Genomic DNA, 18774 nt, shown 5'->3' with positions numbered 1-18774 from the left:
TAAACTAGGACAAAAAAAGTTAACAGTTTAATATTATTTTAACATCATAGCATATTGCTGTGGTGTTTTTCAATTTAAAATTGATTGAATTCTATAGTTGTTGTATCAAAATATATAATCAGCAATTATTTTTTTCAGATCTTCTAAAGTTATTTTACTGTAATCTAATTCATTTAAACATTCGCTTTTTATAATAGAAAATCAGTATTCAACCTCCCTATTATCCAAAGAATTTCCTACACGGGATAATGAAACAGTTCCTCCCATTTTATTTATTTTGTCAATATAGATTTTTGAAGTGTATTGAAATCCATGGTCTGAATGAATAATAAAATCTTTATCGATAGACATAAATGTATTTATATTATCCATAACTAAATCAATATCATTGTTTACAGATAATTTAAAATCTCTGATTTTTTTAGTTTTATGCTCAATTATTACAGACAAAAATACATGGTTATCCTTAACATCTCTTGGCGCTTTTACATATGAAACATCGGTAGCGAAAATATTTCTGTTTAATTTGTCATTGTAATCGCGTTTAACAATATCTGGCAAAGCGAATTTAGTGTTCTTAATTTCGCTCTTTCTTCTTTGTTTTCTAATTTTGCATATTAAATTCAATCTTTTTAAATCTCTTCCAAGACTTCGAGGGTTAATGTAAATATTATATTTCATAGAAATATAAGCACTCAACCTTAAGCGACCATATCTACCTTTGTTATCAAGAAAGGATTTTCTAATTATTGCATCGTTTTTGTGTTCCTTTACTTTTATAACTCTAGTTTTAAATTTTGCTACTGCTTGTCTGCATACATTAAAAATTTTTGCAGATTTACTGTAGGGAATATTTAGTTTTTTAGCTTCACTAAGTTTTCCTGATTTTGATTTATTTTTATTGATCTCGTAATATCTCTTAGCTATTTCTATTAATTCTTCTTTTGTGAATTCGTTTCAATCGGGTTCGATTGGTTTTTTAGGTCTACCACTACCTGGCTTTCTGTTCGCACCCTTTTTATCTAATAATTGATCTTGCATACCATTATTATAGTATCTTATAATTTTTCTGATTCTTTCAAGTAGATGTTTTCTCGTTATAAAATTTGTGTCTGGCGAAATATCATTTATATAATTTATTGTTTGTTTTAACCCAAATTCATTGTAGATTTTATAAATCATATCAAACTCTTCTTTGATAAAGTGTCTTGACATTTGTATTCTCCTTTTTGTTGCATTTGAAAATTTAAAAAAGCTAACACTTTTGGTGTTAGCCTCCCCCTTAAACTCGGACAAAAAAGCCAACACCTCAGTGTTAACTTTTTTTGTCCTGGTTTAATCAGGGCTGAAAAACAAGCTAATTTGTTTAATTTTATGGAAAAATATTTAAATTTTCCATATTATCAATACTTGTTTGGTTCAATTTGTGAATTAATATACATAATCCTTATTGTAAAATGCCTTATTTTGTAATCATAGTTGAAATGATGCAATATGCTTAAATATGTTAAATAAAAAAATCAAGCACAAATTTTGCGCTTGAACTGACTATTTAATAATTAGGCACTTAAGATTAAAGTTTTTTATCCTATTTAATAACTAGCGATATTTTTATTCTTATTATTGCTTAGGATTTGTAATTACGGTATTTGATTTATTTTTTAACAGATTATTGTCATTCCCTTTAATAAATAAACCTTTTAATGTTACTGGAAAATTCTCTTGAGGAACTTGACCTTTTACAAATCTAAATTCTCCAAATATTGTAAATGAAACTTTACCATCTTGTGAATGTGTAACTCTTGTGAATATTGTAGGATTTTTAGGATCATGTGTATATACTCCGGCTGAGTATTTTTCATCGGCATAACTTGTATTTGTGTATTCAAACAATAATTCTACATTTTTTTCATTAGCTTTTAGATAGTCAAAATTTTCTTTTGAAGTAGTAAATCTATAATCAATATATCCGGTGCCTTTATCTAACACCCCATTAGGTGCATCAAGTAGTATTTTAGTTGGTTTAGCTATTTCTTGGATTTTAGTTAAAGGCTGAGTTTTTTTAATAGGTTTTGCAATATCTTGGATTTTAGTTAATGGTTTAGTTTCTTTTTTAGACTCTGTTGTATTTTGTATCTCAGGTTTTGGATTTTGTTTTTTATTTTTCATAGTAACAACAACTGCTGCGGTAGTAACTCCAGCAACTGCTAAAACTGATAGTGTACTTGCTAATATTATTTTAGTTTTTGACATATTAATCTCCTTAATATTTTTTTAAATATCTGCTAATCTTGCGCGCAGATACAATGAGTTTAACAAAAAAAAAAAAAAAAAGAAAATCAAGATCAAAAAATCGGTAAATTTGCTCTATTTTGCGGAAAAAATAAGATTTTTTTCATAATTTAAATAAGATACACACTCATATATTTAATAATTCATTAGTTTTTGAAGCGCTTTATTTTAAGTTATTAAGATTTTAATAAAAACAAGAGAGTATGATTAATACTCCCTGTTATTAATTACATTAATAATTGTGTATTTATATTTAAGAAAAAATGTAAGAAAATTTTATTTTTAATTTATTTGAAATTAAAAGTTACAGCTTCAGATTGTTTACTTAATAAATTATTAGCTTTATCCCCATTAATAAACAATCCTTTTAATGAAACTTTGTTTTCTGGTCTATCTGGTAATGTGTCTTTTTGGAAGTAATATTCACCAGATAACATAAATGAAACAGTTTTTCCATTTTCTGATACTTTTGTAAAGTATGTATCATGAGGGCTAACACCGAATTTTGCTGCTCTATATGATAAATCTTGATAACCTTGTATGTCATATAGCATCTCTATTGCTTTAGATTTTTTTAAAATTTCAAAATTATCTTTAGTTGTCTCAAAGTAGTAATTTATGTATGCCTTTTGTTTTTTTGAATCTGTTCATTCAACTTCTACTTTTTTCACTTCTAATTTTATTTGTGTCTCTACCTTATCATTAAGTTTTTTATCTGGTGTGCCAGTTCCACCATTAGTTTGTCCATTATTTGCTTGGTCTGCTTGTTGTTTATTAGTTTCCGCTCCTTCAGTTGGTTTAGTTATTGAGTTGCTATTGTCTTTGCCATCGCCAGTACCACCATTAGCACTTGGACCATCACTTTGGGGTTGGTTATTTGGGCTATCTACACTATTAGGTTGTTTATTCTTTTTAATTTGTTCTTCTCAATATTTTGCAACATTATCATCGTATTCATTAATTATTTGATTTTCTTTGTCATATTCATTTTTGATTGCATCATTTATTTCTTTGAAATCATTTTTATTTTGAACTATTTTTTGTGGATTGGTTTGATTATTGTTATTATTTTTTCCCGTTTCAGGTGTTTGTGTTTGTGTGTTGTCTTTATTTGGTTCTGTTTCAGGTGTTTGTGTTTGAGAACCATCTTTTTTACCATCTTTTATTTTTTTAGCGGGATCTTGCTCTTTACCTAATTCGGGGTTATTTTTTTGTTTATCCTTATTTTTGGTAGTAACAACAACTGCTGCTGTTGTAACTCCAGCAACCGCTAAAACTGATAGTGTACTTGCTAATATTATTTTTGTTTTTGCCATATTAAACTCCTTAATATTTCATAAATATCTGCAATTTCGCGTGCAGATAATATGAGTTTACAAAAAAAAAAAAAAAAGAAATCAAGGTTGAAAAACAAGCTAATTTGTTTAATTTCATGGAAAAAAATATAATTTTTCCATATTATCAATACTTGTTTGGTTGAATTTGTGAATTAATAGACATAAACTCTTATAGTAAAATGCTTTATTTGTAATTACAATTGAAATTATGAAATAAGTTTAAATATGTTAAATAAAAAATCAAGCGCAAAATTTTGCGCTTGAACTTACTATTTAGGGACAATTAGAGTTTGGATTTCTCCAATTGTCTTTTAAAGTTTTATATATTTCGTTTTCTATTTTTTAATCCATTTTCCTATTCGGGAACTAACTTACAAAAAATGTTTGACGCCTTCTTTTCATTGCAAAACCGTTATATGCTAATTTTCATTCTTTATTTTTTCCACCATTTTTATTCCATTGTTTAACACTTCTTCAAAGGTTATATCTTTAGAATATAAATTTTTTCTTGAATAGGCTTGCCATCTTTTTAAAAAAGCTTCATTCGTTTTCAATTTTTCAAGTAAGTCTACAATTTTGTTTATATCGAATTCTGTTTTTCTATACCTAAATGTTTTTCTACAAGCATCTTTTAATATCTCTGCATTTACATCTTTATTCTTTAATTTATAAATAATATAAAGATCATAATAATCCTTACTTCTACTATTTAAGAATCCTCTTGCATAAATGGTCTGTATTTTTTCTGCAAGCATGGTTTCTATCGGATAAGCTTTGATTATTATTTCTTCTTCTCCAAAAGAACTTACATACTTATAATCTATCGGATGAGGTGTAATAACATCTCCTGTTGCAATGTCAAGTGGTACAATCTGTCTTATATTTTCCATTTTACATAAAATATTTGCACGAAGGCCTCCATATTGATCTTCTTCTTTGATTGGTACAATACTTTGCAATTCATAAAAGATATCGTCAGTTTCTTCCGGGTTCAAAGTTTCATTCAACATTCGAACAATATTTTCTTCCGATAGCTGCATGTTACTCAAAAGAAAATCTATATCTACAGTACTTCTTGAATCAATTCCAACTACGCTTGATAACAAAAAACCACCCTTAAAAATAAATCGTTCATTATATTTGCTTCCTGCTATTTTTTTTAAAATACTTTCTAAAAAATAATACAACATAACAGAATTAAACGAAATACCGACTTCTTTGCTCACTTTATGGCAAAGAGCTGTTAATTTTGCTTTATTCATAAACCGTCTCCATAACTTCTCTCACTTTATTTTCAATTCCCATTTTCGTTGCAATATCATAAAGGGAATGAATATCTCTTTCTTTATATGAGAAATACGAACGAATGAGTTTTACATAAACCTCTATATCCATTTCTTCTTTGTGAGCAATAAAATCACAGAGTATCCTTTCATATGAATATACCTTAACTTTATTTCCAAACATTGTGTTTTTTTGGATTATGCCTAAATCATAAATTGATTTTTTTACATAATGAACATTGAAACCATTCGGTTTTTCATTAAATTTATAGCCGTTATAAACGGTTATGTCGATATTCCAAGGAATTTTATCCGTTTGTCCAAGCAGATAAAGAGCGGTCTCATAGGAAAATATCGCTTTTTTATACTGATGCTGAAAGAAATAATACTCATCGTAATCCCCATCTTTCGTTATATAAATTCCTTTTCTTACTTTTGACAATCTCCCATCTTTCAATAGTCGACTGAGATATATCGTAGGTATATTATTTTCCTTACAGTATGCTGTTGTAATAATTCCACCTGATTGCTTCAGATATTTTTCAATTTTATTTTTATAATTCATCCCATCCACCCTCTTTGTTGCGTTTGCACTTGCATTATATCATTTTTTGAGTGTAAACGCAACATGGTGTATTGATAATTTATATCTATTTTTTATTCCTCGTCTTCTTTATCATAAGAGTCGATTGCCATATCATCTATATTTTTCTATTCTTTTTCTTCTAAATATTCTGCATCATCTTCTTTTTCATACTCATCTTCAAATTCGGCATATTCTTCTTCATCTTCATCATAATCATCATCCTGCTTTATCTTGTAGATTTTAAAGTAATATCCTGCTCCTAAATTAGCCGCTAATACAAGAGCTAAGAGAATATATGTTCCTAAATTACTTTGTTCATCTTTTTAACAGGCTTTTAAACCAGGACAAAAAAAGTTAACACTGAGGTGTTGGCTTTTTTTGTCCTTGTTTATTTTTTGGTGCTAGTCTTTTCTTGCCTTTAAAGGTGCACGTGAGCTCGCAAAGAAAAAAATGGGCGCCACCAAAAAAATACCCGAAAATAACGTTATTCTTTACAATGTTAAATTACTTATTAACCAGCATGCCCGGTTTTACTCATTCAATTTTAAATAGTTATCTGTAAAAATATACCGTTAATTTCGGAATTTTTTTTGTGTAGAATATTATTAATTAGTAATTAAAAATTATTTGTATTACTTTGTAAGAGTATTAATCTTAGGTGGAGGGAAATATGGCAAAAATAAAATCAATCGAGCCTAACATAGCACAAAAAACAAATGAAGAGTTAAGGGATTATGGTTTAGATTTTAAATTAGAGCAAGAGAGTTTAAACTACCAAATCGATAAAGCATTGGATGAGTATAAATCCAAAAATGGCGGAGGGGGGGGGAACCGTCCAGATGTTAAATTACTTTTAAAGGGTAAAAATCTTAAATATTATCCTATTCTTATTGAATATAAGGGATATAAAGACACATTAGTTAAATTGGATGACAACAACAGAGTTGACAACATAACAAGCAAAAATCATCCCAATTATCAAAATATAAATAAATATGCAGTAAATGGCGCTGTTCATTATGCGAATGCAATTTTACATCATACAAATTATGACGGGGTAATTGCGATAGGAATTACTGGGCATAAAAACATAGATGGAGAAATAGAACGTTTGATTGGTGTATATTACGTTTCAAAAGACAATTTTGGTGTTGGGCAAGAAGTTGGCAAATATAGCGATTTATCTTTTTTACAAAAGGATAAATTTGATGAATTTATAGAAAAAATCAATGAATTATCTTTAACAGAGAAAGAATTACAAAAACTAAGAGAGAAAAAAGAAAAAGAAATTGAGGCAAGTTTAACTAAACTTAATAATGATATTTATCAAAACGAAAATGGACTAAGCGAAAATGACAGAGTATATTTAGTAGCTGCATCGATTATGGCATCATTAGGCATTCCAGATAAATTACAGCCACTAGAAAAATCAGAATTAAAATCTTCACCTGAATTAGGTAATACTGATGGTGATGTTATTATTAGAAAAATTGAATCATTTTTAAGGGAAAAAAATCTGCCAGATTCAAAACAACATTTAATTATACGAACGCTTAAAAACACTTTACTATCTGACAATATTAATAAAGTTGAAAATGGTGAAAGTCAACTAAAAAGGATATATTCAAAAATTGTTGATGATTTAGGCATATATTACAAAATAGGCTTAACAACAGATTTTACTGGAAAATTATTTAATGAAATGTATTCTTGACTTGGATTTACTCAGGATAAATTAAATGATGTTGTTTTAACTCCGTCATATGTAGCAACTTTATTAGCAAAACTAGCAAGAGTGGATAAAGATAGTTATGTTTGAGATTTTGCAACAGGAAGTGCTGGATTATTAGTTGCTGCAATGAATGAAATGATTATTGACGCAAAATCAAAAATCACATCCCCTAAGGATTTACAACAAAAAATACTCGATATCAAAGCCGAGCAATTACTAGGTCTAGAATTATTACCAAATATTTATATGCTTGCTATTTTAAATATGATTTTAATGGGAGATGGTAGTTCAAACATACTAAATAAAGACTCTTTAAAAGATTTTGATGGAAAATATGGTTTTGGTAAAACAAATGAAGTTTTCCCTGCAACCGCATTTATTCTTAACCCACCATATTCAGCAGATGGTAATGGTATGATTTTTGTTAAAAAAGCATTATCAATGATGAACAAAGGGTATGCTTCAATTATTATTCAAAATTCAGCAGGTAGTGGTAAGGCAAAGATAATTAACCAAGAAATATTAAAAAGGAATACATTACTTGCAAGCATAAAAATGCCGACAGATTTATTTATTGGCAAATCAAGTGTGCAAACAAACATATATGTATTTAAAGTTGGTGAATCTCATTCAAAGGATGATATTGTCAAATTTATTGATTTTACAAATGATGGATATTCACGAACAAATAGAAAAAAATCTAGTTCAAATCTAAAAGATAAGGATAGAGCAAAAGAAAGATATCAAGAACTTGTTGATTTAGTGCGCTTTGGAAAACATAAATTAAAAATATTTACTGAACAAGAGTATTATGAAGGCCATGTTGATCCTGAAAATGGCGCCGATTGAAATCAAACAGCACCAAAAGACAATAAGGTAACTCTTGAGGATTTTAAAAAAACAGTTGCAGAATATTTAGCATTCGAAGTATCCAACATACTCAAAAATCAAAATAAGGTTGATGATAAGATAAAAAAATAGATACCTCACTGAACGCAAAACTCCAAAATGTTCAGTGGGGTGAGTATAGAATTGGAGATTTGTTTAAGGTAACAGGAACTAAATCGTTAGATAGCAATGCAATTAAATTTATTGACGATGGAGTAAATTTTGTTGGTAGAACATTTGAAAATAATGGAATACAAGGGAAAATAGAAAAAAGAATGTTTGAGCCTAATGAACCTTTTACAATTACAGCTACAGTAATAGGAAATTATAAATATGTAAAATTTCAAAAAGAATCTTATTATTGTTCACAAAACATAAATAAATTAACGCCAAACGATTTAATAAGAAAATGGAATGAAAAAATCGCATATTTTTTTGTTTCTAACATTCAAAAGTTTGTTTCGTTATATGATTATCAACAAGCTGGTTATAAATTAGATGATATAAAAAACCACAGTATCCAACTCCCTACAAAAGATGGAAAAATAGACTTTGAATTTATGGAATCTTTTATTGCCGAGCTGGAAGCTCAACATATTGCCCAGCTGGAAGCATATTTAAAGGCAACTGGTCTAAATAATTATGAATTAACCAGTGACGAGAAAAAAAGCATTGATAATTTTAATAACATTAAATGAGTTGAGTATAGAATTGGTGATTTGTTTGATAGTGAAAATGGAGATTTTGATATACAAAAAAGCCATATCAATGATGTAGGCGAATATGTTATCACTGCTGGTGTGACAAATAATGGTATATTAGGAAAAACAAACATAAGTGCAAAAGTTATTAATGGTGGCACTATCACTATTGATATGTTCGGGAACTCTTTTTATAGAGATTTCAAATATAAAATGGTGACTCACGCAAGAGTTTTTTCTTTGATTCCTAAGTTTAATATGAATAAAGAACAAGGTTTATATATAGTGAACTCTTTTAAATATTTGATATTCGAATTCGGGTATGGAAATATGTGTTCGTGAGACAAAATTCAGAACAGGAAAATCCAACTCCCTACAAAAGACGGAAAAATAGACTTTGAATATATTGAATTATTTATAACTGCTGTTCAAAAATCAGTTATAAAAGATGTAGTTATTTATGCAAATAATAAAATTAGTGCAACTAAAAATGTATGTAAAAGTAAATAAGGCGCGCAAGCGCTTTTTCATTTATGCCGAAATAATATAATTTAAATATAAGACATTTTGGAGGCAAATTTTTTATGCAATTTGATAAATTCACCCCATATTTACCTAAACATAATATACTTTTTAATGTTTTTGGGCAACCAATAGATAGACACCCTGTTGTTATTTGATATAACGATAACGAGGATATGTATTATTTTGCCAAAGCACGAAGTGCTTCTAAAAAAGGAATAATAAGAGATAAATTACCAACAGAAATTCTTATTCCTGCAAGTGCAACAAATTCTGATTCTTTATTTTTTAAAGATAGTCTACTTGACTGTTCACAAATTTTTAGAATGCGTGGGAAAGATTTTGAAGTTGCTTATGGAAATAATAAGACTTTAAGTGTGGATGAACTCCCTTTTAATTACGCTACACAAATTATCAATGAAATTGAAAAAAACCTTAAAAATGACCACATCTCATTAATGAATGTAAGTATTACAGGGTATGACGATAAACAAGAACCTATTATTGAACCAGAATTGCTATATGCGAGTGGAGGTAGTTTTGAGCAAGAAAAAGGATGATATCATAATTTAACTAATAATGAAACCATAGGAAAAGTTAATAAGTTTGTAGATGATTATTTTAAGAAAACGCACCAAGCAGCCGAATTAAATTCTATTAAAGATGGTATTTATATAGTAAATGAAGAGTTAAGATATAGAATTAACTATCCTATTTATCATTATATATATGATAATGAACTATTGGATAAAGGTTATAATGTCGTTGAAATTATCGATTTAGTCAAAAGAGATATCTTTAACACAGAAGAATTTAAAGACTATAAAGTATCTGATGCTGATGTTTGAGGTAGTCTTACACTTCGTTGAGGCAAAAGAAGAACAAGTTTAAATAGTGTTGATGAATATCGCATCAATTCAGACAAATTAACTAAGATTCAACAAGACCATTTTTTCAATAATGTAAAAGATAATGAACTTTTAGAATTCAAAAAGGCTTATGAAAATGAATCATTAGGTGAATGAATTGACAATAGTTGTTTTATCAATGAATTTGAAGATTATATCAAACAAGAATTTGAAGATTACTATTTGCCAATAGAAAAAATGGCTAGTTGATACATCCAAAAAAGATTCCGCATTGAAAATAATTCAATCATCGATGAGGAATTAGAAAACAGAAACCTTTTAAATCAAAATTCACATGAACTTAAGCAACAAGTCCAAAAACACAGAAAAATGCGTATGTAATGTATATTAAAACATAGTTGTAAACCATGACAAAAAAGCCAACACCTCAGTGTTAACTTTTTTGTCCTGGTTTAGCAAGCGCTTTTTCATTTATGGCAAAATAATATAATTTAAATATAAGAAATTTTGGAGGCAAATTTTTATGCAATTTGATAAATTCACCCCATATTTACCTAAACATAATATACTTTTTAATGTTTTTGGGCAACCAATTAATGGACATCCTGTTGTTATTTGATATAACGGTAATGAGGATATGTATTATTTTGTTAAAGCGCGAAGTGCTAATAAAGAGAAAATGGGAAAAGACAGATTTTCTACAGAAATTTTTATTCCTGCAAGTGCAACAAATTCTGATTCTTTATTTTTTAAAGATAGTTTACTTGATTGTTCACAAATTTTTAGAATGCGCTCAAAAGATTTTGAAGTTGCTTATGGAGAAGATAATTTTCCGAGAGTAGATCAACTCCCTTTTAATTATGCAATGCAAATTATCACTGAGATTGAGAAGAACTTTAAAAATGACCACATCTCATTAATGAATTTAAGTATTACAGGATATAACGATAAACAAGAACCTATTATTGAACCCGAATTACTGTATGCAAGCCAAGCAAGTTTTGAGCAAGAAAAAGGATGATGAAAAAATCTATTTGATAATAAAGAAACTGAAACAATTAGAAAAGCCAATGCTTTTGTTGTTAGTTATCATAGAACAAACCGCACAATGGCAGAACTAAATCCAGTTGATGCTGGAATAGATATAGCAAAAGAAGAATTAAAGGTTGATAGGATTTACACCCCCATTTATCATTATCTATATGACAATGAACTATTAGATAAAGGTTATAATGTCGTTGAAATTATCGATTTAGTTAAAAAAGATATCCTTAACACAGAAGAATTTAGAGATTATAGAGTATCAGATGGAACTATATGGAGTAGTCTTACTCTTCCTTGAGGTAAAAGAAGAACAAGTTTAAATTTTTATGATGAATTTCGCATCAATTCAGACAAATTAACCAAAATTCAACAAGACTATTTTTTCTTTAATGTAGAAGATAATGAACTTTTAGAATTCAAAAACGCTTATGAAAAAGAATCTTTAGGTGAATGAATTGATAAAAGTGTTTTTAGCAATGAGTTTAAAGATTTTAGTAAAGAAATATTCGGCAATTCTGGTTGACCAATGGAAGAGATATCTACTTGATTTATTAAAGAAAGATATTGTGTTGAAAACACTTCAATCATTGATGAAGAATTAGAAAAAAGAAACCTTTTAAATCAAAATTCACAAGAACTTGAGCAAGAGCCAGAACACCAAATCAAAAAACGCAGAACAATGCGTATGTAATGTATATTAAAGCATAGTTGTACTATGTTTTTTCATAATTTTTATGCTATTGATTTTCATATTAATATATTTAACAATGACTTATATTTAAGTAATTTTTATGCTAAAAAAGCACAAGAATTAAATGTGATAGAACAAGAATTTAGAACAAAAAATCGTTTTATATTACACCCAGAATGAAAGATTTCTAAAAGAAAATCCAAGTGTTGAATAACGCCTGGAGGTATTTTTAAACTAAATTATACGATGTATGAATACATAGATGCAAGGGGCAAAAAGCATCGAATAACGCATTATCACGACGATATTATTAAGCGTTTAAAATGTTCAAAATATGATTTTGATTTAATAAAATTCTGCATTATAAGTGATTTAAATAATCAAAAATTACCTAATGAATTAGTTAATTTAAAACCATCTAAACAGTTGCTATATGAGAAGAAAAAACGCTTTAAAATATCGCAGCAAATTATTGAAAAAAATGACAAAAAATATAACGAAAATACGTCGGTATTTAAGCGAAAAATTACAAGAAAATTCATATCGAAGTTGACGATTTTTATACTCGATTTCAAGGTTCAAAATATCGCCCAAAAATGCGAATTAGAGAGGTAATATTACATCAAAATTTTATAGGTAAAAACGCTAAAAAAGACACTAAAAAAGCAAGTGCAATAAACTAGGACAAAAAAGCCAATACCTCAGTGTTAACTTTTTTGTCCTGGTTTAAATTAGCGTATAATATTTACGATATTAAATTGCTTGACAAGCAACACACCCGAATTTTACTCATTCCAGAAAAATTTAATTTAAGAATATACTATATTAATAAACCTTTAAAAATAAGATTTTTAAATAACGGAGTAATATGAAAAATGTATTTTCAATTTCAAAACAAATAAACACATTTACCAGTTTAACACCCGTTTCGGTTGTGCAAGCTCAAAATGGTATTGATAGTGAAAATGATGTTAATAATGAGCAATTAACAAAACTTTTCAATAATATGATTAATGAAAATAGTGAACTTTTTGACTCACTTACAAATAAAATGAATAAGGAAAAAGCATCCACTAAACAAATAATGAACAGCATAACTGAAAGCGAAAAAGATCAATTATGCGACGCTTTAATAAATAAATATAAAAAAGCAAATTTATTAAGCGAAGATGCCATAAAAAATATTGATCTAAATAAAGAGGACTTTAAGAAAAATTTATTTAAGCAAATAAGAAATAAGCTGTTAGAAGAAAAAAGAAAGTCTAAAAATGAGAAAAAAGAATTAAATAAACAATTTGATAGCTACTATAAAAGAATTGTTACCGATGCAAAAAATAAATTTGCTGTAAATGATGATGGCACAGAAAATGGCAAAAACATCTTTCAAGAAATTTCTAGGTTTGAAGAATTGTTAAAAAATATAGAAGAAAAAGTTAATCCACTAGCAAAGAAAATCAAAAACCTAAGAATAGCCTCAATGGCCTTCAAAGCTGGAGCTTTTGCTGCAGGTGCTCTTGCCGCTGGTCTTTATGCATTAGCTCCTTCAACCCTTGGTGCAACATTACCATTTGCAACAGGAGCAACAGCAGCAGCTGCCACTTTTGGAGCCATTTCTACGATGTTAGATATTATCATAAATAGTTTTGAGAAAAAACAGGCATTAGTTTTAAAATTAATTAATAATTTTAAAGAGTGAAAGACAAAGCCCACATCATGAGTAATAAAAAAAGCAGTTTCATTTTCTGTAAGTATTGAGTATGCCAAATTTAAAGCATTATCATTAATTAACTATAAAATTACTGAACGCGCTATTAAGCTTAGCACTATTAGCTCGAGGTTATCTAGTTTTGGTGTAATGATAAATATTTATGATCTGTCGGTTAGCATAAATGAATATAATAAATTTCAAGAAAGAATGGATAAGTTGAAGTTAGTAACAGAGCAAATATCAATCCAAATTGGCAATATGAAAAATATTAAATGAATAGTAGTTAATGAAACACCTATGGATAAGCCTTATTGAGAAGGGGGCGTTGGCGGTAAGAATTTGCATTTTAAAAATACTGAAACTGGTGAAATAAAATCATTAGAGGAAATGCTAAAGTATACAAATTTTGAGTTGAGCTCATGAAAAATGCTAAAGGTATATAGCAAAAAATATGGATGATATATCAAAACATTTCCTAACAAAGTTAAATTTGATAATTTGGGCTAGGAGAGAGGTATAACATTGTTTCAAGATGGTTTGCTCACAGCCTTTGGCAAATTAATTATAGCCATAATCTTTTGATTGCTTTTCATATTAGCTGACTGGTTATGTTCATTGACATGTTTATGGTTCAAAAAAGTTAATAGTATCACCTATAAAAAAATATTAAAGGATAATTATTCATCATTGATGAATAACATTAATAAAAATAAACAAAGAAAAGTAAATAAAATTTGTTTCAATATATTTGACTCTAAATTAAAATTTTGAAAAAAAGAAATTATCATATGTAGTATTCTAGGTTTAGCTTCTTTTATTTTACAAATTGTCAGCATTTCAATTTTTATAGTTAATTGAAAAGAGTTGCAACAATCGAGTTTTAATGTATATGATTTTGTTGAAACATGTCTTTATTTTTGCTTTTTACCTATTTTCACTATAACAAATAACTTAAAGACTATTTTTAAAATATATACATTTTTTAGTATTAAAAAAATCCTAATAGAATGAAAAGATAAAAACGATAAATTACCTGATGAGTTATTGATAGAAAACACACCAGATGTAGAAAATAAGGAAATGCTTGAAGTTTTTGTAAAATTTAATCTTAAATTAGAACGAACCATAGAGAATTCTAATTTTAAAACTATTGTTGAAATCTTAAAGTCATGCCAGAGTTACGAAGAATTTTGTAATGAATTTTATTTTTGTGTTGTATGCAATTATCAAAATATTTCTGTAAATGGTGTTAGATTTGAAAAAGAAAACTTTTCATGGTTATGAAAAAATAGAGAGTATATTTATGAACATTTTTTTAAAAACCAAAAATAATTTTTTAGTAAAAGTTTAGGCGAAAAATATTAAACGAATAGTCATTAATGAGACCCCAATGGATAAACTTTATTATAAAGGTGGTATAGGTGGTAAAAATTTATATTTTAAAAATACTGAAACCGGTGAAATAAAATCATTAGAAGAAATGCTAAAATTTACAAATTTTGAATTAAGTGTTTGGAATATGATGAAGGTATACAGCAGTAAATATGGCTGATATATAAAAACATTTCCTAATAAGGTGAAATTTGATAATTTAGGATAGAGGGGAAATAAAGTATGCTATTTGAAACTGGGAAACTCGGGAATTAATTGAATCTTATAAAAAATATATTCAAAATTGAATCGATTCTAGTGAATATAAATTGTTTAGTAGTGAAATTAGTATTGCTGTATGCTTTGTCAAAAGCGACAACAACGATAACAATTATTATTTAATAGGTGCAAGCACAAATAAAGAATTCAACAACAAAATCGATTTAGAAGTGCCGTCAAATTTAGAGCGTGATGTTGTAAGTAATCCAAATAAATACACTCCTTATGAAAACGCTATAAATATAATTGATGATGCATTAAATATTAATTAGTTTATTGAACTTTTTCAATAAAAATTCAATCACAACACAGTATTTAGCTAATTACTGTGTTGTTTTTAATAAAAAAATAGAACCAAATTCTATTTATTTACCTTTTCAAAAAATTATCTTCAACTGCTATGTGTAATAGGATGAGCGGAGCGACTTACAAATATAATTATTAAAATGATAATGTCAATAATCATTAGAATTATTGAAATTGAAATTGACACCTTAGATAATGTTTCTCCACGTCCCTCTAAACTGCCTGACCTATGATAAGCGATTGATGAAACAATTAATCCCACTAGTGGAAATAGAATGGCAAAAATGATACCGAAATAAGCTCAATTGTTTGAAATAGTGTCAAGGTATGTTTCTCTTTGCACTATTTTTATTGTGTTTGATGTATATTCCGCTTGTTGGTCATTGTGTTTGTTTTCGCAATTTTGATTTTCATCTTGACTTTTTTTATTTTTTGTTCTCGAAAATTTCACTTGAATAGTACATTTTTAATTTATTTTGACACACATCACAAATATCTTGATTGTTATTAAAAAATTTATTACAATTTTCGCAAATTAATATGCCCATAAAGTTCATCTCCTCAATATTTTTATAAATTTTGCTTAATTGATTGCTGCAACATTAGTATACAAAAAAAAAAAAAATAAGCAAGTAAGCAAAAATGGCTTTCAAAAACTGCGGTATGTGAAAAACTATGTTTATTTTTCCCTTTTATTTTTGAGTGATTTTTGCAATATTTGATTAGTTTTAATATTATTTGGTGTTTGAAAATTTAAAATTTAAATAAATTTAGTTGGGAAAATACTCTAAATTTCCATCTTTATGTGATTTTTTAACTATATGTTTTTCATATATATATATATATATATATGTATATAATGTTTACACTTGATAAAAGGAGAATCATGAAAAAATCACTTAAAAAATTATTTATTTTTGGCTCATTATCGCCAGTATCATTATTGCCACTTATTGCTTTTTCTTGTGCGAAATCAGAGAAAAAGCAAGATGATAAATTAAATGGCACAAACATTCCAAATCCAACACCAGGGCAACAAATTAAAGCTAAAACTACATTTGAAGTTAAGTTAAGCACTGATGAGAACTTAAAACTTAAAGATAAATTAAATGATTTAGTTAATCAATTAAACCAAGCATCTCAATCCAATGATGACTTTATAAATGTATCTGTAAATTTTTCAGGCAAAAGTTTGTCTAAAAAATTTACAAAAAATGAATTCTTGCAAAATATATTTAATAAAGTAGACAAATTTGATTTTACAAATCTTAAACCAGAGATTAGAACAGAAGAAATAAATGTTCAATTCGAAACTGAGTCTGATGCTAAAGAATTTGAAAAATTGCTTCAAAAAGAATTTAATAATTTTTATGTAACTGAAAAATGATTTACAAATGAACTTAAAGATGTTATTCATAAAGTAGGAACTAAAAGTGTTAAAAATGGTAAAACATCGCTTGATGAAGCAAAAAAAGATAAAAAAGAAACCGAATATCAAGCAGCTGAAAAAATGATTTTAGACTTTTTAAAATCACAAAATGTAACTTTTGAAAAGGATATTAGAATTACTAAAATAAATCAAAATATTAATGCTGGTTGGTCATTAAATATCGAACTAACAAACACAAAAAACAATATAAAAACCAAAAATGTTAAATTAGACTTTAAAAAACCAGATTCAAATTGAAGTGAAGATGAAATTAAAGAAAAAAATAGAGTCAGAACTATAGGTGCTAAACTAGCTGATCAACTTTCTGAATTATTTGATAATAGCATTATTGAAAATTTAGGTAAAACAATTTATTTAATGGTATTAATCGACAATCAGAATGTAATTTCTAAGGATTTATCTGAAAAAATTTCTAAATTGATTGTTAACAATCTTAAAAAAGTTGAAAAATTTGCGCTTTTAAAAATTAAATTCATTGACAAGGCAGCGAATAAATTAGTTAATAAAATTATTACTCCATTAGTAACTAAAATTGAAAATGCTGCAAAAAATAAATAATTATTAATATATTTTATCCCTATAAATTAGGGATTTTTTAGTCTTATTAATTTACTAATAAGCCTTATTTAAAAATTAAAAATATAACTTATATTTAAAAGTTTTAATAATTGCGCATTTATTGATATGAAAAAAATATGGAAATAATTATGAATTGTATAAATAAAGATATTTATTTCATGTTAATAAGTCAGCTAGTATATTATAACCATATAAATTTTTCGAGGAGAGATAATGAAAAATAAAAGAATTTTACTATTGGCAAGTGCAACTACATTTTTACCATTGGTGGCTATTTCATGCACTAAAACAAAAGAAGTAAAAAAAGTAGAAGAAGAAAATAAAAATAATAAAGTAATGAATCCCTCAGATCAACAAGGCGATCAAGGTTCTAAACCAGGATCGCCAGATAAAAATGGTCAACAAGACCAAAAACCTAAACAAGGACAATCTGGAAATACAAATCAAGATGGTTTAGCTAAACAAGGACAATTTGGAAATACAAATCAAGATGGTTCATCAGCAAATAATGCCGACAATGGCAGAGTGCAACAAGATGATCCTATGTCTGATCAAGAAAAACCTAAAACTCAGCAAAATGATCAATTAACAGAAATAAAAGCAAAATACGAAAGTGAATATAAGGAAGCTAAATTGTTATTTTCTGACGAAGAATTAGACAAAGAACAAATTGCGGAATTGGAATCAATAAATAAAACTCTTGGTGACAATTCTACTGTTCAAGATTATGAAGCGGCAATCAAAAAAATAAATGAGCTTTTAAGTAAAAATGATGTACAAACAGATGAGAGCGATACCAAAGAAAGACCACTTGAAGAAGCCAAAAAAGAATATGAAATGTTATTGGAGCAAGCTGGAATAATATTGGAAGGAGAAGATGGTAAAAAAGAATTAGAAGATCTAAAACGCATAAATGACCAAATTCCTTCAATCCCTCGTACATATGATTATGAAACCGCAATTGAAAAAATCAATAAATTAATTGGAAATAATGAAGATGATGAAGAAGATGTTGCTGCAGAATCAGAAGCCATCTAATTTAACCAATAATAATCTAAGATATAAAACCGCATAGGTTTTTTATTTTTCCAATTTGATTTTGAATGAATTGGTAAAATATTCATTATTTATTTAAT

The 18774-nt window shown here is 27.4% G+C and carries 16 protein-coding genes and 1 pseudogene; 11 read left to right on the top strand and 6 right to left on the bottom strand.

What is annotated here, in order from left to right:
* Window positions 1-33 precede the first annotated feature (33 nt).
* From MBVG596_RS03730 to MBVG596_RS03710, 5 genes are all read right to left on the bottom strand, one after another.
* Window positions 34-1215: an IS3 family transposase gene (locus tag MBVG596_RS03730; RefSeq protein WP_096385807.1), complete on the bottom strand. Its 1182-nt coding sequence runs from the start codon at window positions 1213-1215 to the stop codon at window positions 34-36.
* A gap of 405 nt (window positions 1216-1620) precedes the next feature.
* Window positions 1621-2253, bottom strand: a complete 633-nt coding sequence (locus MBVG596_RS03725) for a hypothetical protein (RefSeq protein WP_096387363.1) — start codon at window positions 2251-2253, stop codon at window positions 1621-1623.
* A 326-nt stretch (window positions 2254-2579) separates the two neighbouring features.
* Window positions 2580-3608, bottom strand: coding sequence for a hypothetical protein (locus MBVG596_RS03720; RefSeq protein WP_096387360.1), 1029 nt, complete (start codon window positions 3606-3608; stop codon window positions 2580-2582).
* Between the two features lie 440 nt (window positions 3609-4048).
* Window positions 4049-4891 (bottom strand): nucleotidyl transferase AbiEii/AbiGii toxin family protein, encoded by an 843-nt coding sequence (locus MBVG596_RS03715; RefSeq protein WP_096387357.1) that lies wholly within the window; start codon window positions 4889-4891, stop codon window positions 4049-4051.
* A complete protein-coding gene (locus MBVG596_RS03710; protein ID WP_096387354.1) occupies window positions 4884-5477 on the bottom strand; it encodes a type IV toxin-antitoxin system AbiEi family antitoxin domain-containing protein in 594 nt (197 codons plus the stop codon). Before MBVG596_RS03710 ends, MBVG596_RS03715 begins: the two co-directional genes overlap by 8 nt.
* 691 nt (window positions 5478-6168) lie before the next feature.
* Here MBVG596_RS03710 and MBVG596_RS03700 point away from each other — a divergent pair.
* The 9 genes and pseudogenes from MBVG596_RS03700 to MBVG596_RS03660 all read left to right on the top strand — a co-directional run.
* On the top strand, window positions 6169-8211 hold the full coding sequence (locus MBVG596_RS03700; RefSeq protein ID WP_096387351.1) for an HsdM family class I SAM-dependent methyltransferase: 2043 nt from the start codon (window positions 6169-6171) through the stop codon (window positions 8209-8211).
* The gene (locus MBVG596_RS03795; RefSeq protein WP_148664022.1) at window positions 8208-9329 is read left to right on the top strand and encodes a restriction endonuclease subunit S; all 1122 of its coding nucleotides are present in this window, start codon (window positions 8208-8210) and stop codon (window positions 9327-9329) included. Before MBVG596_RS03700 ends, MBVG596_RS03795 begins: the two co-directional genes overlap by 4 nt.
* 74 nt (window positions 9330-9403) lie before the next feature.
* A complete protein-coding gene (locus MBVG596_RS03690; protein WP_096387348.1) occupies window positions 9404-10591 on the top strand; it encodes an Mbov_0400 family ICE element protein in 1188 nt (395 codons plus the stop codon).
* Window positions 10592-10733: 142 nt separating this feature from the next.
* On the top strand, window positions 10734-11945 hold the full coding sequence (locus MBVG596_RS03685) for an Mbov_0400 family ICE element protein (protein ID WP_096387345.1): 1212 nt from the start codon (window positions 10734-10736) through the stop codon (window positions 11943-11945).
* A 24-nt stretch (window positions 11946-11969) separates the two neighbouring features.
* Window positions 11970-12560, top strand: a complete 591-nt coding sequence (locus MBVG596_RS03680) for a hypothetical protein (protein WP_096387342.1) — start codon at window positions 11970-11972, stop codon at window positions 12558-12560.
* 253 nt (window positions 12561-12813) lie between these two features.
* Entirely contained in the window at window positions 12814-14160 is a 1347-nt protein-coding gene (locus MBVG596_RS03675; protein WP_096387339.1) for a hypothetical protein, read from the top strand.
* 15 nt (window positions 14161-14175) lie between these two features.
* Window positions 14176-14985 carry an MAG0920 family protein gene (locus MBVG596_RS03670; RefSeq protein WP_148664021.1) on the top strand — a complete coding sequence of 270 codons (810 nt, stop codon included), beginning with the start codon at window positions 14176-14178 and terminating at the stop codon, window positions 14983-14985.
* Between the two features lie 58 nt (window positions 14986-15043).
* Complete coding sequence (locus MBVG596_RS03665; protein ID WP_041103273.1) at window positions 15044-15253, top strand: hypothetical protein; 210 nt, start codon at window positions 15044-15046, stop codon at window positions 15251-15253.
* Between the two features lie 31 nt (window positions 15254-15284).
* Window positions 15285-15575: pseudogene (locus tag MBVG596_RS03660) on the top strand (type III restriction endonuclease subunit R); the annotation flags it as partial.
* A gap of 113 nt (window positions 15576-15688) precedes the next feature.
* On the opposite strand, the gene MBVG596_RS03655 reads toward MBVG596_RS03660, so the two are convergent.
* Window positions 15689-16060 (bottom strand): hypothetical protein, encoded by a 372-nt coding sequence (locus tag MBVG596_RS03655; protein WP_096387332.1) that lies wholly within the window; start codon window positions 16058-16060, stop codon window positions 15689-15691.
* A 435-nt stretch (window positions 16061-16495) separates the two neighbouring features.
* Here MBVG596_RS03655 and MBVG596_RS03650 point away from each other — a divergent pair, with 435 nt between their 5' ends.
* Both MBVG596_RS03650 and MBVG596_RS03645 read left to right on the top strand, forming a co-directional pair.
* The gene (locus MBVG596_RS03650; RefSeq protein ID WP_096387329.1) at window positions 16496-17617 is read left to right on the top strand and encodes a variable surface lipoprotein; all 1122 of its coding nucleotides are present in this window, start codon (window positions 16496-16498) and stop codon (window positions 17615-17617) included.
* 234 nt (window positions 17618-17851) lie between these two features.
* The gene (locus tag MBVG596_RS03645) at window positions 17852-18676 is read left to right on the top strand and encodes a variable surface lipoprotein (protein ID WP_096387326.1); all 825 of its coding nucleotides are present in this window, start codon (window positions 17852-17854) and stop codon (window positions 18674-18676) included.
* Window positions 18677-18774: the final 98 nt, after the last annotated feature.

Source organism: Mycoplasmopsis bovigenitalium, assembly GCF_002356075.1.
Taxonomy (GTDB): Bacteria; Bacillota_I; Bacilli_A; order Mycoplasmatales; family Metamycoplasmataceae; genus Mycoplasmopsis; species Mycoplasmopsis bovigenitalium_A.
This window is presented reverse-complemented; position numbering and strand designations above follow the sequence as displayed.